We start from the raw sequence: 17,089 nt of genomic DNA on the forward strand, positions 1-17,089 counted from the left end.
TTACAAATATTTTATAAATAATTCATTATTACATCTTTTTTCAATTTCCCTAATGATGTGTCATTAATGGAACAATATTTCTCAGGAAAAAGCAGTGTCATATTTGAATAGTTCTCTATACGTTTGCCAAAAAAGCTTAAAAGCTCATTTTGCTTCGCAGAATTATAATACTTCATTCTCTTGAAAAGATTTACTACTTCATATCTATGGAATTGATAACGCTCATTCAATTTAAAAACAGAAATATTATTCTTAGCTCGTACAACATCAGCTGCTGCGGCGGAAGCACAGGCAATTAATTTAATATCAAAACCTTGTTCATAAAGATAGTCCGTGCTATTAAGCTCTATTCTAAACTCCATAATACTATCAAAATCATCGAAATATGGGTGTATATGCGTTTTTCTTGAAAATGCGTTATCTCTTTTTAACCGCTCATTACATGTCTTGCAAGAAGGTATAAGATTGTCGAGTTCAAGCTGCAAGATTTGATTCCCCGTTGTTTTGTTGTTTGGAATAAAATGGTCAATGTCAGGTCTCAAAATAGGATGGCCATTCTTATCATAAACTGTATAGATGTATTCAATATTACAATAGGGGCAGACTTTTACCCCAATGATACTGGTAAATTTATATGCCTTATCCTTATTGCCAGAAAACTTTTTATATGTCTTATATTGAGATAGGATTTGTTGTGCTGCTTCTTTCTGTTTTTCAGATAATTCTATTTTTTTCATACACCTGAATTCTATCTTTCATTAAATTACGTAATAAGTCATCACCAATTTTTGAAGTCAACAAATGCCACTCATTTAAGGTTTCATCCGTAACTTTTTCTTGCTTATTAATCCTTTCAATAATATCCATCAATCTTGTTCTTGCAAATTCCCCAATTGTATTATGCATAAAAAAATTGGTGTTATACATTTCACCAATATTTCCAGCAAAACTTTCCTTGTCTGCTTTTAATTCTGTTATTCTACCATTTTCTTTCTCAAGATAAATAATGTAATCATTTGTCAAATCAGAAAGCAAAAACGGTGAATGAGTAGCAAATACAAGGGTAAATCGTTTATCTGGATTGAAAGTTCCGTCATTCATAGAAATCAAATAATTCTTTACTTCTTTATATGCATTTATATAATCATTTATAAAAGTTCTGCACCACTCAGGATGCAAATAGGCTTCAGGCTCATCTATATACCACCAAAAGCCGTCAGTTTGGATCATTGAGTGAAGAATTTCATATCTGTACTTCAAAGAACGCCATTCACCATCGCTTAAATTATACAAAAACCTAACTGGTAGAGATTCATTTGAATAACCATTAAAATACAAAAGAGAACTAAGACCAGTTTCTACAAATCGACTTTTCCGCATTTCCTTATCAAATGCTTCTAAGAATTCGAATATCATTGATTCACAATCGTGAATTGTTTTTTCTACTTCTGCTATTTGAGAAATTTTCATTTCTTTATGAAGAAATAAATTTTGTATTTTTTGTATTTCATCTACAATTTCTGGAGCATAAGTTGTATAGACAAAATTTTCTAAAAAAGATTGCAAATCAATATTATCCTCGTTCATCTGTTGTTCAAATATATAAGCTGCTTCATCATAAGTGTTATCTTGAAAAGTATGAAGCAGAAAATATGACAATAAATCTGTTTTTAGCCATAATTTCAGTTCAAATATATTCTCATTCTGAAACATCGATTTTCGATTACCTGTAGCCATTAATTCAATTTCATTATCGAAATTCCAAATTTCAACAGAAAAATGTGTAAAGAGTTTGCCATCTACAACTCCGTCATATAAAATAGGAGTTTCTGTATAGAACTTTACAATATTTTTTCTAAAATCGAAATCAGGTATTCGCATATTCTTGTGACTTACACAGCAAGTTGAAGGACTAAATTCATAATAGCTATCAGAATCCAATAAAATACTTTCACTATCGAGAAAAATATTGCATTTTATTGAAGAGGCAAAATTTCCATTTTTGTCTTTTAATAGATAAAACTTTTTTATTTCGACGTTGCTCGCATTGGTTCCAGCCATTATTTCAAGCAAGGTTGATTTTCCACAGCCATTTTTACCGCATAAAACTTTTAAATTGACCTGCTCATGTGTGAATAAATCAACAAAATCATCTTTTGTTTCTAAACGCACGAAGGAACTATCATCTTCCTTATATTGCCAATCAACAAGCTTATATGGGGGATAAAAACAATACCCCTGTTCCTTGAAAATTGTGTATTCATGAATATAAAAGAATATCAGTTCGGCAGAATAGAAATCAAAATCTACTTGCTTCTTGGTGAAAATACTCATAGATGTATTGTACTATACTATAGGGTACCTCTTGTCAATACAAAAAAATACGACAAGCTACCGAATCAGACGGCTTATTCTTTGCATATCGATAAAATCCAAGCCACTGGTTGGTTCATCTAAAATAATCATCGGGATATTCTGCACATGGCGGTACTGATATGTTGAGGATTTTCAGAAGCAACGTTTTGCCGGGGGCAAAACTTGCAAGTTTAAGCGGCATTGCCGCTTAAACGTTGGCACGAATGCCGCGCGTATTAAGCAGAAACAAGTTTGACACCGGTCAAACTTGTGTTCAGCGAAGTACATGGACGTACTTCGCTGAACGAGCAACGCCGTAGATACCCCTCTCTCCAGCGCTTTTGCAAATAGATGGTGCAGATACGAGGCGCGAGCGCAAATTACCCGCAGACACGGTATAAAATGTACCTCCCTGTACATTTTATACCTACGTGTTTGCAGGGCAAACACACTGCTGCGTGAAACTACCACCATCCATGGCTGTTCTGCATCTCCAGCACTTTTGAAAATAGGCGATGCAGATGCTAGGAGCGTACAAAAAATACCCGCAGGCGTACTTGTTGTACGTCGAGGACTGTTTTTTGTTAAGCGACAACGCAGATGCGCCGCATATTTTCAAAAGTATCCTTGTAAATTTGTGGAAAGGATTGTACAATAAATACCAGCGTTTACTTTTTTGCAGGTAACTTTGGGCAGGTAGTATGGAAGTAAAGAAAGAGCGGTTCGGGATGCTGTCATCGGGAGATGCGGTATCGATTTTTACGGTTTCTAATGGCACAATGTCGTTTTCGGCAATCGATTACGGCTGCTGTATTACCGCGATTTTATTACCCGCAGCAAAGGGCGGATATGACGATATCGTGCTCGGCTATTCAACGCTCGAAGGGTATATCCGTAATAAGCCTTATTTCGGTTCTATTGTCGGGCGATGTGCAGGTCGTATTTCAAATGCCCGCTTTTCTATAGAAGAAAAATGCTATACACTGACCCGCAATGACGGCGGAAGACATTGTTTGCATGGCGGTTATCCTCTGTATGGCAAGCAGTTGTGGCAAGCGGAACCTATTTCCGGCAGTGATGAGGCGGGTATCCGTTTTTCCAGAATAAGTCCTAACGGAGAGCAAGGCTTTCCCGGCGAAGTTCAGCTTACCGTTTCGTATACCCTCAACAAAAACAATACTATCACGCTTCGGTACGAGGCACATACAACAAAAACAACCCCAATCAGTCTAACAAATCATACGTATTTTAATCTGAACCCTGCGGGGATGCAGGATGATGGAAGTTATGTTTCGGTGTTGAATCATCAAGTTCAGCTTTTGGCAAGTCGCTATGCAGAGGTCGACGCTTTGCTTATACCGACCGGCACGCTGGTGCCCGTAGCAGGGACGCCGTTCGATTTCCGTACGCCGAAGTTGTTATCACAGGATTTTGCTCAATTGAAAAACGGCTATGACGATACATGGCTGCTTGATGCGGATGGTGCGGACGATGTTCCGCTTGCTGCGGTTGTAACGGAGCCGACGACAGGCAGAACGCTGCGTATTTATTCAACACAGCCGGCAATTACGATGTATACCGGAAACTTTTTAAACGGAGAGCAGGGTAAAAACGGCGATGTGTATAACAAGCATTCCGGCGTGTGCTTTGAAACTCAGCATATACCGGATTCGCCCAATCATCCAGCGTTCCCTTCCGTATGGGTTCAGCCCGGCGAAGCGTATCGGCACGAAACGCAGTGGCGCTTTACGGTTTAGTAGAGGACTGATAGAATAGAAATTGATCGAATCGATATATACGATATAAGAGAGGTGAGTTGATTATGGAAGTTCAGTTACAGGATCTTGTTGAAAAGATCAAGCAGGACGGTATTGCTTCTGCTGAACAGCAAGCTGCGGGTATCATTGCCGAAGCGGAGAAAAAGGCAAAGGCTATCGTTGCGGATGCGGAAAAAGAGGCTGAAACCTTGTTGAAGAAGACTGAAGTCGAATCCCAACGGTTTACAAACGCTTCGGAGGCTGCCGTTAAACAGGCTTGCCGCAATGCGCTCATCGCCTTTAGAGAAGGAGTTACCGCTTCTCTCGATGCCCTCATCAAAGCGGAAACCGCAGCGGCATATAACAGCGATGTACTCAAAACGCTGATTCCCGAAGCGGTAAAGGGTTGGATTAAAACAAACGAAGCCGATATTTCCATTATTCTGTCCCCTGAAGATGCTAAAAAGCTGGAAAGTGCTTTGCTCGCTGCGTTTAAGAAAGAGGTTGAAAAAGGCATCGAGGTTAAATCCGATGCACAGCTTGCAGGCGGCTTTAGAATTGGGGTAAAGGACGGTTCGGCATACTATGATTTTTCTGCAGAAGCGGTTGCCGATTTGTTTTCCGCCTATATCAGCTCACGCGCTGCACGCCTGTTGAAGGATGCGGTAAAGGAGTTATAAGGAGTGGCTTCATACTATTATTTGATGGCTCAGCTGCCGTCAATTATGCCGCACACCGACCCTCCGCTTTCTTACGCGCAATTTAAAGAGCTTGCCCTGCGGTTTTTAACTGAAAAAGATGCCGCCGTGCTGGAATCTTTAACGCTCGTTCCGCCCCGCGAGGCTGTCCATACGGCTTCTGCTGTGGTGAACGAATGGTATGCGTTTGAACAAGAACTGCGGTTTGCGCTTGAACAAATACGCGCTGCAAAGCTGAAACGGGATGAGCGGATTGCTCCTGCAGAAACACCTGCTTCCGCCTTTGATATCGGCGCTATTGTGCGCGGGGTTTCCAACATCGATGACCCCTTAGCGGCGGAACGGTATTTGCTGAATGCGCGGCTTGCGGCAGCGGATCAGCTGCGGAAACTGCATTTTTTTGATAGCGAAGCGGTTTTCGGCTATGGAATTGTATTACTGTTGAGCGAACGGGCTTCAAAATTTAAGATGGAAACCGGCCGCACAGAATATCACTCAATTTATACACAAATTCTCGGAGAAAAGATATGAGAGGAACGAAAGGAAAGGTAGTCGGTATTAACGGGAATATGGTCAGCGTTGAGTTTGACGGTCTGGTTACGTTAAACGAAGTTGGCTACGTCCATATCGGCGACACCAAATTGAAGAGCGAGATCATCCGTATACGCGGCTCCGTTGCTCAGATGCAGGTATTCGAAATTACCAAGGGTATCCGCGTCGGTGATGAAGTTGAGTTTACCGGAGATCTCTTGTCGGTTGAACTTGGGCCGGGACTGCTCGGCAGAGTGTATGACGGTTTGCAGAACCCGCTCCCCGACCTTGCAGAAAAGGCGGGCTACTTTTTTGGAGCGCGGTATCTATTTAAATGCGCTTCCTACCGAAGCACAGTGGGATTTTACGCCGGTTGCACAGGTCGGCGATACGCTCGTGCGCGGCGATGTGCTGGGAACCGTGCCGGAGGGGAACTTTACCCACCGGATTATGCTTCCCTTCGGTATGTACGGCACATACACGCTTTCTTCCATTAATCCGGCGGGACAGTACACCGTACACGAAACCATTGCGGAAGTAATCGATGAACGCGGGAAAAAGTATCCGCTTACGATGAGCTTCCGCTGGCCGGTAAAGCGTGCAATCGACTGCTATGCCGAACGGCTCAAGCCCTCCGAAACGCTTGTTACCAAAATCCGCACCGTAGATACCTTCTTCCCGGTAGCAAAGGGAGGAACCTACTGTATTCCGGGGACGTTCGGTGCCGGTAAAACCGTTTTACAGCACGCAACCAGCCGTAACGCAGAGGTTGATATCGTTATCATCGCCGCCTGCGGTGAGCGCGCCGGTGAAGTTGTAGAAACCTTAAAAGAATTCCCTGAATTAACCGACCCCCGCACGGGACGTACCCTGATGGAGCGGACGGTTATCATTTGTAATACATCGTCGATGCCGGTTGCGGCGCGCGAGGCTTCGGTTTATACCGGCGTAACCCTTGCCGAATACTACCGCCAGATGGGGCTTGACGTTCTGCTCCTTGCAGACTCCACCAGCCGCTGGGCGCAGGCTTTGCGCGAAATGTCCGGACGCTTGGAAGAAATCCCCGGTGAAGAAGCCTTCCCCGCCTACTTGGAATCCTACATTGCAGCATTCTATGAGCGCGCCGGTATTGTCCGCTTAAAGGACGGTAGCAAAGGCTCTGTAACGATCGGCGGTACGGTTTCCCCCGCAGGCGGTAACTTTGAAGAGCCGGTTACGCAGGCAACGCTAAAAGTTGTCGGTGCCTTCCACGGACTTTCCCGCGAACGCTCCGATGCCCGTAAATATCCCGCCATCCACCCGCTCGATTCATGGTCGAAATACCCGAGCGTACTCGGCACGGCGCAGGTGGAATACGGCAGAAGGATGCTCCGCCGCGGTACCGAGGTCGAACAGATGATGAAGGTTGTCGGTGAAGAAGGTACCAGTATGGAAGACTTTATTGTCTACTTGAAGGGAGACTTCCTCGACGCGGTTTATTTACAGCAAAACTCCTTCGATAAGGTTGACGATGCCGTTTCCGTAGAGCGCCAGCGCTATATTTACAAACTGATCCTGCGCATATTGGGTTCTCAGTTCTCCTTTAATACCAAGGATGAAGCTCGCGCATACTTTAACAAGCTGCGCCAGTCCTTTATCGACTATAACTATTCGCCGTGGGAATCGCCGGAATTTAAGCAGCACGAAGCAGCTATTACCGGAGCGCTTTCCGATAAGGCAACAGGGCTGGATGAAAAAGCGGCAAAACTCATAAAAGAAGCGGAGGCACATCATGAAGAAAGTGTACAGTAAGATTGAATCTATTAACGGTTCGGTTATAACCGTCAAGGCTGAAGATGTGTCCTACGGTGAGCTTGCGCAGGTACAGACAAGCTTTGGCGCCTCGCTTGCACAGGTCAATAAGCTGGATAGAGGGCTTGTTTCACTGCAGGTATTTGCAGGCGGACGCGGCGTTTCCACCGGTGATGAAGTACGCTTCCTCGGTCGGGAAATGCAGGTAAGCTTTTCCGATGACTTACTCGGACGTATCTTTAACGGTTCGGGTGAGCCGCGCGACCAAGGCCCGATGCTCAAGGATAATATGGTAGAAATCGGCGGCCCGTCCGTAAACCCGTCCAAGCGTATTATGGCAAAGCGCATGATCAGAACCGGTATTCCGATGATCGACGTATTCAACACCCTCGTGGTTTCCCAGAAGCTACCGATTTTCTCAAGCTCCGGTGAACCCTACAACGAACTGCTCGCACGTATCGCAATGCAGGCTGAGGTTGATGTCATCGTACTCGGCGGTATGGGACTGAAATACGACGACTACCTCTATTTTAAGGACACATTGGAAGAAGCAGGCGCGCTGAGCCGCACGGTGATGTTCGTACACACCGCCGCCGACCCGACGGTAGAATGTTTGATGATCCCCGATATGTGTCTTGCAGTTGCCGAACAGTTTGCACTCAAGGGCAAGGATGTCCTCGTCCTTTTAACCGATATGACCAACTTCGCCGATGCGATGAAGGAAATTGCCATTATACAGGAACAGGTTCCGTCAAACCGCGGCTATCCCGGCGACCTTTACAGCCAGCTTGCCGCCCGCTACGAAAAGGCGGTTGACTTTGACGATGCAGGTTCGGTTACCGTTCTTGCCGTTACCACCATGCCCGGCGACGACGTAACGCACCCCGTTCCCGATAACACCGGATATATCACCGAAGGTCAGTTCTATCTTAAACACGGACGCATCGAACCGTTCGGAAGTCTTTCCCGTCTCAAGCAGAACGTCAACGGCAAGACCCGCGAAGATCACCGTGCGCTCATGGATAATATGATCAAGCTCTATGCTTCCTACAAGGACACGCTTGAGAAAAAGTCGATGGGCTTTATGATGAGCGAATGGGACGGCAAACTGCTGAAATACGGTGAACTTTTTGAATCCCGCATGATGGATTTGTCGGTGAACATTCCGCTTGAGGAAGCGCTCGATAACGGATGGAAGATTCTTTCATCCTGCTTTACTCCTGAGGAAACCGGTATTAAGTCCGATTTGATTAAAACCTTCTAGCCCAAGGATGCGCAGAACAATCCCACTGCGGATTAATGCGTTTCCTTCTAATTATAAGGAATAGCGATGGCTATTAAACTGACGAAAAACGAGCTGAAAAATCAAAAAGAATCGCTTAAGATGTTCCAGCGGTACTTGCCGACGCTTCAGCTTAAAAAACAGCAGCTGCAAACCGAAATACGCACGATTGAGACGCATGCAAAAGAGGTTCGGCTGAACCGAGACGCGCTGCACAAGGAGTTTGAGCAGTGGATTGCCGTCTTCGGTGAAGCGGGAGTCTTTACACCTGAAATCCTCAAGGTGAAAGAAGTGCGTACCTCGACGGGAAATATTGCCGGTGTTTCGATACCGGTATTTTCCGGGGCGGACTTTGAACGCAGCAGCTACGATCTTTTTACAACGCCGCTCTGGCTCGACATTGCTTGCGACCGGATGGAGCGGGTTTTATCGCTCGATCTTGAAGCCCAAATCCTCGACGAACAGGTTGCACGGCTCAACAACGAACTGCGTACCACAACGCAGCGGGTCAACTTGTTTGAAAAGGTAAAGATACCGGAAACAAAGCGGAACATCAAAAAAATTTCCGTGTATCTGGGAGATCAGCAGGTAGCGGCGGTTGTGCGCGGGAAGATTTCCAAGAAAAACTTGGAAAAGAACGCTCCGGATGAGGAGGAAACAGCATGATTTTACCGATGAAAAAACTGACGCTCCTTGTGCTGGATTCTCAGAAAAAGGCAGCGTTAAAAACACTGCGGAACTTCGGTGCGGTGCATATCGAAAAGGAAGCCGCTTCAAGCGATACCTTGACGGAATTGCAGAACACGTATGCGAGATTGCAGCAAGCGGAAGCATTGATTACCGAATCGCAGCCGAAAAAAGCTGAAAAAACAAAGACTGAAACGCTTACGTTGAATCGGAATGACTTATTGCAGGCAGTTGACGAGATCCTTGAGCTTAAAGACCAAGAATCAAATACACGAGCTGCAATCAATAAGCTGACCGGCGACATCGAAGCATACAATGCTTGGGGGGATTTTGATCCCGAAGATATACGCAGCTTTGAAGAAAACAGCATCTATTTGACGATGGGCGAGCTTCCGGAAAAGTCATATACAGCATTGCCTGAAACGATTAAAACGGTACGGCTTACAGGCGGCAAAAAAACAGTCCGCTTTGCGATAGTGTCCGAAACCGCAGATGTTCCTGCCGATTTGCCGTCCGATTTTAGTCCGCTTATTTTACCGGATATGCGGCTGTCGGCAATGCATACCGAAAGGGAACGGCTGCAAAAACAGCTGCCCTCATTCAAAGCAAAGATTGGGGCACGAACTGAATTGCTTGCGCCGCTCAAGGCAGAGGCAAAAAAGCTTGCAAAAGAGATTGAGTTTGAAAGCGTCCGTGCCGGTATGGAAGTAATTCCGCTTGAGGAAGATACGGCAGCTGCCGGTTCTTCCGTAACGGTTAATGCGTCTGATGTGGGTAATACCGCTGCTGCCGTTTCCGGCAACCCGATTAGCAGCACTGCCGGGAATGCCGAAAAAGAGCCGATACGGCTTGCACGGCTCTCCGGTTATATTCTTGCTGAAAAACAAGCTGATTTTGCAGGTCTTGCAAAGGCAAACGGCTGGGCATTTATTTCAGATGATCCTGCTGAAGAAGATGCCGTTCCGACTGCCATGCGGCATAACCGGTTTGTACAGCTGCTTACCCCGCTGACGGACTTCCTCGGTACCGTGCCGGGCTACCGCGAACCCGATATTTCGCTGTGGTTCCTGCTCTTTTTCGGTATCTTCTTTGCAATGATTTTCGGGGACGCAGGCTACGGCGGCATCCTCGTGATCTTATCGCTCATCGGAATCGTCAAAGCAAAAGCGAAGGAGCAGCCCGCTCCGCTTGCCATGCAGATGTTCCTTTACCTCGGTGTCCTCACCGTTATCTGGGGGACTGCAACCTGCAACTGGTTCGGTATCTCGGTGGAGTACATCCCCGCATGGCTGAAAAACCTGTCCGTACCGGCTATCTCGAACGTAACGGAAGAGAGCATCAGAAATGCCAACTTGATGCAGTTCTGCTTTACGCTCGGGCTTATTCAGCTGACAATCGGGCATATCATCTCGATTGTGCGGAATATCCGTTCTCCGCAGATACTGGGACACATTGGCTCCATTGCGATGCTCTGCGGAATGTATGTCGTGGTACTCAGCCTTGTCGTCAGCGCCGAGCGGTACCAGATTAACCAACCGGTACTGATTGCAGTAGGTGGCGGCTTTGCGCTTAACTTTATTTTTTCAAATTATCAAACCGGTATCGGGCAGAGTATCGTGGACAGTCTTAAAAATATCATCACGATGTTCTTAGGGGTGGTAAACGTCTTTGCCGATATCATGAGCTATATCCGTCTTTGGGCAGTCGGGCTTGCAGGTTCTGCAATCAGCGCGACAGTCAACCAAATGGCGGGACCGGCGCTCGGCAGCTTCCTCATCTTTTTGGGTGTGCTGCTGTTATTCTTCGGACACGGGTTGAACTATATTATGAACGTACTTTCGGTTATCGTACACGGAGTGCGGCTTAATACATTAGAGTTTTCAAACCATGTCGGGTTAACGTGGGCAGGGTTCAAATACGAACCTTTTGCAGAATAATTAAATAAGAAGAACAACTTCTTATCGAGTAGATTATAAACTTGGAGGATTTCAATGAGTTTTGGTATGTTTGGTGCAGCAGCTGCACTCGGTATTTCGGCATTCGGATCGGCATTAGGGCTTGCTATCGCAGGACAGGGCACAATCGGGGCGTGGAAGCGGTGTTATTTGAATAATAAACCGGCTCCCTTCATCCTCCTCGCATTTGCAGGTGCCCCGCTCACGCAGACCATTTACGGCTTCTTGCTGATGAACAAAATGCTTACTTCAAAAGCGGATCCGTGGTTCCTGTTAGGTGTCGGTGTTGCGTGCGGTCTCGGTATTGCAGCTTCCGCTATTGCACAGGGTAAGGCTTCCGCAGCAGGTTCTGATGCGTTGGCGGAAACCGGTAAAGGTTTCGGTCAGTACATTACCGTTGTCGGTCTTTGCGAAACCGTCGCGTTGTTCGTTATGGTTTTCGGACTGATTAACTGCTAACAGTGGTGCTCAAACGGATTTCGGCTTCTGCCGGAATCCGTTTTTTGTTTTAAACCCTCCGCACAAATAAAAGAACTTATTTACCTCACTCTTTACCCATAAAAACTTCTTTTCACATATTTTTTCTTCAAAAACATAAAAATTATTAGCCGAAACGCCGTTGATGTCGCATAAAAGGGGCATGAACCTTATAAAATTTTATTACGGCATCAAGTGTATGCCAACCCTATTGTGTATGTTTGTTACCCTCTTCGGATGCGTTTCTACGCAAGGCTACGGGCAACAATCGCTTTTTGACCGTCTAACCAATGACCGTTTTATATTCGGTCTACAAAACGGCGAGGAATACGATATCGATGAATACCCCAATGAAGATTCCGATGAGGATTCCGGCACCGAGACGGATGAATACAATTTCGATAAAGCTTCCGAAACCGGATCGGAAACAGGCGGCGGACAACAGACGGGCGAATCAACTGAGCAGCAAACGGATAAAGCGCTTACCCAACAGACAGACGAATCGGTCAAACAACAAATAGACAAAGCGGATTCCTCATCGGACATACAACAGAATGATAAGGCTGATGCAAAACACACAGCCCCGGAACGCGACTATTTTTTCCGATATGTACACAGTGTTCATAAAGGCGCCCGGATTTCTGCCGGAGTCAGCGGTCGCGGTTACATCGGTTATTTGCAGCTTGAATCGCCGATGCCCGTACCCTACTTTGAACTTTCGGTGAGGAATTTCGGTGTCGGGCTGTATCCGCTTGCAGCACTGCAACCTTCTTTTCCTGAAAAAAATATCCCAACGCTTTTCCTCGGTGCAGGAAGCCTCACCTTTGATAGTTTCTTAAAAACGGCGCAGTTTTCCGGCTTTTCGAAAACAAAAGCAAGCTACGGCGGAGTCAAATTTCCGCGAGAACAGTTCATCGGTATCGGGAATGCGCAAAAGGCTATTCAATATGGGGTTGAAGTATACGGCAGCGGATGGAACAGCGCTTTTTTTGCAAGCCCCGAACCAAAGAAGCAGCGGATGCGCTACGGCCTTATTGGCGGTTGGCGTATGAATCAGAAAAAAGCGGACATCAACTTTGCCATTCAATATCTTACCGCTTTTATGCCGGAATTGATCAGAGAGGTAAAAACATCTTCTGCAGAATCCGCAGGCATATATGGTGGAGATATCCGGCAGCGTTACCACACGCTTTTCGGTTTAAACGCCGTTTTTACTCATCCGGTTGTCTCGTTTTCGACAACCGGTTTTTGCAGCTATGCGGCAGACAAAACAGTTTCCGGTGCGGTACAAGCCGAAATCGATGCTTGGTACCGGTATGCGGGTATACGAACCGGCGGCAGCTATACCGGAGCGCGCGCCGTCAACTGGGATGGAAAGCAGCAAAACGAACAGGTTACCGTTTTTATTCAGCCGCACTTTAAGGTGGGCATTTTCTCGCTGTCCGCGCTCTATGGATTCAGTATGGAAGATAAAACAATGCTGCATAACGGCGGGCTTATTACACAGGTAAAACATGAAGTAATCCGTTGGAAGGCAAGCTGGGATTACCGCAATGAACTGCATACTATTAAAACGGAACTGATATGCATAAGCAAACCGAAATGGTTTAACGGCGTTCAATGGTTCCAAAAAGCGACTGCCGGAGCTTCCGTTGAATTACAGGATAAAACTGCCAATCCGTTTATCTTAAAAAAGTATGCTATCCATATAAACGGTCATTTCTGCATTACCGACGGCGTTTTTTGCGGTATCGCCGGTTCGTTTTCCCAAGCAGTACGAAAGGAAGAAACCGAAAATGAACGCCTTATATACCTGCAAAACCCCGTGTATGGCGGCGGCGTATATGTCAGTTTTAAGCGAGACGGTATCGGAAAGGTACACTCCGGCAAATTGGAAGTTTCGGTAAAAAATGAAAAGCCGTATTACGATATTAAGCTTGTGTATCAGGTTCGCGGAAAGTGAGAGGATTGCTCCGCTATCTTCTGAGCGGCGGCGACACAATCCAAGCCGGCCGTGTCGATGATAAGGTTGCAGTTCCTGCGGTACAGTTCGGTGCGGCGCGTATACAATTCGGTAAACAGATGCCGCGCTTCCGCTTTTTGAGCAACAGGCAGAAAGCGTAGAAATGCCGGATAATACCCTGTTTGCAGCGCATCGTGCGTCAAGCGTTCAAAAAGCGCCGCTTCCGTTGCATAGAGGAATACCCGCAGCGGTATTGCTGCAACGATGGCAGACGCTTCCATGTTATCGCAGATGCCGCCGCCCGCCGCAATGACAGCACAGTTTTCTACGGCTGCCCCCTGCCGATTCTCAGCTGAGCCGTCGGTTGGCAGGGGCAGAGGTGTAGAGTGCCGCAACGGCTCGGCTGCAAAGACATCCCCGCCGCAGTCATGTAGAGCGCAACATTCACGCAGGGCAGCAGCTTCCGCAGCATGTAATGCGGATACCCCTCCTTGACGGCAAAGCTCCCGCGGCGTTAAACCGGTACGGATACGGATAAGCTCATCGGTGTCGTAAAAGGAGCAGCCGAGCCGTTTAGCAAGGAGTCTCCCTACGGAAGTCTTTCCCGAACGGCTCAAGCCTAAAAGTATCATGAAGTTCACGATAGCGGCAGTGCTAGGCACTTAACGGATGCGGTGAAGGACAATCGGGTTCGGGCGGTGTGATAAAGTGCAACAGCATTTTCAGCTTTTTAATCGCAGCAGGGAGCGCAATCCGCAGCGGGAGGGGGTGTGTATCATCGGGATTCAGAGCCAAAAGGCTTGACGAAGCGGCGCCCATATACGGCGGAACAGCACCGAATAACCGCATCATCTCCTCTTCTCCATATTGCCGCCCCGTTTGAACATCTTGCACCGTACCTGTCCCGTTGATAGGGGTACCGGAAATTCCGCCTGCTGCATTACCGGCAACTACGGAAGGTTCCATATACCGGCATGGCTTCCAGCGAATACGCCTGTCTTTACCATGATCTCCCGAAAAACCGAATAACCGGCATATCAGACACCGTCCGCCGTACACCGTGCAGTGATACGGGCTTTCGGGGTCAAACAGAACGCAACCGTCGCCTCCGATAGAAGCACCGCTGTCCGCTTCGGCAATACGTTCCGCTCGCTCGCTCTGATTTTCCAGCATCCATGCTGCGAGATACAGCGCTTCAGCCTCATATACTTCAGGTTCAAAATGAACGCAACAACTACCGCAGCCGTCAGGGCATTGCATGGGGCTTTTTGCCTTCCATATTTTTTGATCTGCGTCTATATCATTATACAACGAATCAACTGCCGTCAAAATATCATAGATCACAGTACCCGCAAATTTTTCCGCTTCTTTTATCATATCGTAAATTCTTTTACCTTATTCGCCAATATTTCGATACTTTCTTTATTTTTTTGAACCAGATCATTTACCTCTACAACGGCATTATTTATTTGAATAGCACCGGCAGACATTTCGTCCATGCTGTTGGTAATAACCTGAGTCAATCCATCCAGTTTATTCATCTCCTGCGCAACTTCTCCGCTGCCCGAAAGCATTCCCGATGAACCGGCTTGTACCGTATTCGTAGTAATATTGATATCTTTAATCGCTGCCAATACTTCTTTATTCGCATTCATCTGATCTTGCATGGAACGCGTAATAAAGTCTTCCTGATCGGAAATTCGGGTCGCAAGTTCATATACCTTATCAAAGGTCTGTTCGGCACCGTTACCGGCAGCTATCAGCGTACGAATAATTTCAATAGATTCTTTCAGAACACCGCCGATTTGCTTTCCCTGTGCATTTGATTCTTCCGCAAGTTTACGGATCTCATCTGCAACAACCGCAAAACCTTTTCCGGTTTCTCCCGCATGGGCGGCTTCGATAGCGGCATTCATAGCGAGCAAGTTTGTCTGGCTTGCAATATTCTGAATAATCAGACTCGCTTCCAAAAGTGCATCGGATCGTTCTGCTATTTGCTTAACTACCGAGTTTGCCGTATTAGCGCCGTTTTTCCCCTCACGAGTCATCGAATACATCTCTTTTATCAAATCATTATTTTTTTCAAGCGTTTGCGTAATAGTAACAATATTTGCAGCCATTTCTTCAACTGCAGAAGAAGAGTGCGCAACTGAATTTGCTTGTACTGTAATCTCTTTGTCCAGTTCTTGAATTTGCGCAATAATATTTTCAACTACATTGCCGGTTTTTTGAACACTCGAAGCCTGGGTTTTTGCTTGCCTTTTAATACTTTCCACATTTGCACTGATTTCGTTTATTGCACTTGCCGTTTCGGCCATATTATTATAGAGATCATCTCCCACATGCTGCATCGCCTTCGATTCATGGATAAGCGAATTAATCATACCGGCAACCTTATCCATTGTCGTATTAAAATCGATCATCAGACGACCGATTTCATCATTTTTCTTAATGTAAAATCGTCCGGTCAGATCGCCGGATGCCATTTTTGCAAAGATAAGCTGCAACTTTCGGAAATATCCTTTTACCCGTTTGGAGAACCAGAAAATAAGCCAGAAGAATACAATCAGCATCCCCGTTCCGACTGCTGCCATACTGACAACGATTCGGTAAAAACTTTCCAATATCTCACTATTTTGCATCAATATCGCTATTTTCCATCCTAATTCATCAATAGCAAAAACCCGTATCCGCCACTGAATATTATCGATCGTAACAACTTTCGTTTCGATACCGATATCTTGAAAATGTTTAAGGTATTGATTACCGGTACTATCCAGCTTTGTAAACACTAAATCTCGATGCATCGGATCGGCTAAAATAGTCCCGTCATTTTGAAACAACATTACATATCCTGCCTTGCCGACTTTTATCGAATCAATAAATGAAGTAAGTTGCTCAAGTTTTACCTCAAGTCCCAGATTTCCGATAAAACGCCCTTCCGGCGATAATACTTGTCTGGAAAAACAGATAACAGGGGCCCCTATCGTCGACATATACGCAGGGGTCACAACGGTATCGCCACCGGCAGCTTCCGCTTGTTGATACCATATACGCTTTCGCGGATCAAATCCCGCGCTGACGGTATCATCCCACGAACTGGCAAACCCGCCCCATTTTGATCCGAAAAAAACTTCCGCGATATCGGAATATCCGTTATAGACACGCTTAAACAGCGTTACTATATCTTGCTCTATCTCTCCTTTCGGTACATTTTTCAGTATCATGTTCTGCTTTGTAGTCGTATAATTATTGAGGCTGGTATCAGCAACTTGCACGATAGGATGCTCTGCAAGCACTTTTGCCGTATTTTTATTATTTTGCATAAACAGCATGATCGTTTGTTCTATCAGCGAGAACTGCTGGGATGAGGTTCGGTCGTATTGTTTTATATTAACCTGATATACTTGAAAACCGATTATAGCGCAAGCGCATATTATTAAAATACACAATATAACGACGCCGGCAAGCAAAATTTTAGCGCGCAGGGATATATTCCTTTTTCTAGTATCCATCATTTCTCTCCTCAATAACAAATGATAATTAAAGAATGCCTAAAAGAAGAATCCTATTTTCCAAATAATCCGCGTTGT

Annotated in this window: 13 protein-coding genes and 1 pseudogene; 9 read left to right on the forward strand and 5 right to left on the reverse strand. The window is 45.8% G+C overall.

Going from position 1 to position 17,089, the window contains the following annotated elements:
- Positions 1-11 precede the first annotated feature (11 nt).
- Both GWP43_RS11665 and GWP43_RS11670 read right to left on the reverse strand, forming a co-directional pair.
- Positions 12-737 (reverse strand): HNH endonuclease signature motif containing protein, encoded by a 726-nt coding sequence (locus GWP43_RS11665; protein ID WP_162664298.1) that lies wholly within the window; start codon positions 735-737, stop codon positions 12-14.
- On the reverse strand, positions 715-2,334 hold the full coding sequence (locus tag GWP43_RS11670) for an AAA family ATPase (RefSeq protein WP_162664299.1): 1,620 nt from the start codon (positions 2,332-2,334) through the stop codon (positions 715-717). Before GWP43_RS11670 ends, GWP43_RS11665 begins: the two co-directional genes overlap by 23 nt.
- A gap of 722 nt (positions 2,335-3,056) precedes the next feature.
- Here GWP43_RS11670 and GWP43_RS11675 point away from each other — a divergent pair.
- The 9 genes and pseudogenes from GWP43_RS11675 to GWP43_RS11715 all read left to right on the forward strand — a co-directional run bounded on the left by GWP43_RS11675 (position 3,057) and on the right by GWP43_RS11715 (position 13,496).
- Positions 3,057-4,112: an aldose epimerase family protein gene (locus tag GWP43_RS11675; protein ID WP_162664300.1), complete on the forward strand. Its 1,056-nt coding sequence runs from the start codon at positions 3,057-3,059 to the stop codon at positions 4,110-4,112.
- A gap of 65 nt (positions 4,113-4,177) precedes the next feature.
- Positions 4,178-4,792 (forward strand): V-type ATP synthase subunit E, encoded by a 615-nt coding sequence (locus GWP43_RS11680; protein ID WP_162664301.1) that lies wholly within the window; start codon positions 4,178-4,180, stop codon positions 4,790-4,792.
- 3 nt (positions 4,793-4,795) lie between these two features.
- Positions 4,796-5,341, forward strand: coding sequence for a hypothetical protein (locus tag GWP43_RS11685; RefSeq protein ID WP_162664302.1), 546 nt, complete (start codon positions 4,796-4,798; stop codon positions 5,339-5,341).
- A pseudogene (locus tag GWP43_RS11690) lies at positions 5,338-7,132 on the forward strand (V-type ATP synthase subunit A). The gene GWP43_RS11685 and the pseudogene GWP43_RS11690 overlap by 4 nt, the downstream one beginning before the upstream one ends.
- A complete protein-coding gene (locus GWP43_RS11695) occupies positions 7,113-8,396 on the forward strand; it encodes a V-type ATP synthase subunit B (protein ID WP_162664303.1) in 1,284 nt (427 codons plus the stop codon). The pseudogene GWP43_RS11690 and the gene GWP43_RS11695 overlap by 20 nt, the downstream one beginning before the upstream one ends.
- Positions 8,397-8,462: 66 nt before the next feature.
- Positions 8,463-9,080 (forward strand): V-type ATP synthase subunit D, encoded by a 618-nt coding sequence (locus GWP43_RS11700; RefSeq protein WP_162664304.1) that lies wholly within the window; start codon positions 8,463-8,465, stop codon positions 9,078-9,080.
- Positions 9,077-11,038 (forward strand): V-type ATP synthase subunit I, encoded by a 1,962-nt coding sequence (locus tag GWP43_RS11705; RefSeq protein WP_162664305.1) that lies wholly within the window; start codon positions 9,077-9,079, stop codon positions 11,036-11,038. The genes GWP43_RS11700 and GWP43_RS11705 overlap by 4 nt, the downstream gene beginning before the upstream one ends.
- Before the next feature lie 54 nt (positions 11,039-11,092).
- On the forward strand, positions 11,093-11,515 hold the full coding sequence (locus tag GWP43_RS11710) for an ATP synthase subunit K (protein WP_006187911.1): 423 nt from the start codon (positions 11,093-11,095) through the stop codon (positions 11,513-11,515).
- A gap of 217 nt (positions 11,516-11,732) precedes the next feature.
- Positions 11,733-13,496, forward strand: coding sequence for a hypothetical protein (locus GWP43_RS11715; RefSeq protein WP_230977700.1), 1,764 nt, complete (start codon positions 11,733-11,735; stop codon positions 13,494-13,496).
- On the opposite strand, the gene GWP43_RS11720 is transcribed toward GWP43_RS11715, so the two are convergent.
- From GWP43_RS11720 to GWP43_RS11730, 3 genes are read right to left on the reverse strand one after another with little or no spacing between them, the layout of a single operon-like run.
- Entirely contained in the window at positions 13,478-14,128 is a 651-nt protein-coding gene (locus GWP43_RS11720) for a shikimate kinase (RefSeq protein WP_162664854.1), read from the reverse strand. The two genes, GWP43_RS11715 and GWP43_RS11720, sit on opposite strands and share 19 nt — an antisense overlap.
- Positions 14,129-14,150: 22 nt before the next feature.
- Entirely contained in the window at positions 14,151-14,873 is a 723-nt protein-coding gene (locus tag GWP43_RS11725) for a YkgJ family cysteine cluster protein (RefSeq protein ID WP_162664307.1), read from the reverse strand.
- Positions 14,870-17,011 carry a methyl-accepting chemotaxis protein gene (locus tag GWP43_RS11730; protein WP_162664308.1) on the reverse strand — a complete coding sequence of 714 codons (2,142 nt, stop codon included), beginning with the start codon at positions 17,009-17,011 and terminating at the stop codon, positions 14,870-14,872. Before GWP43_RS11730 ends, GWP43_RS11725 begins: the two co-directional genes overlap by 4 nt.
- Positions 17,012-17,089 lie beyond the last annotated feature (78 nt).

Origin of the sequence: Treponema vincentii, from assembly GCF_010365865.1 — a bacterium.
In the GTDB taxonomy this organism is placed as follows: Bacteria; Spirochaetota; Spirochaetia; order Treponematales; family Treponemataceae; genus Treponema.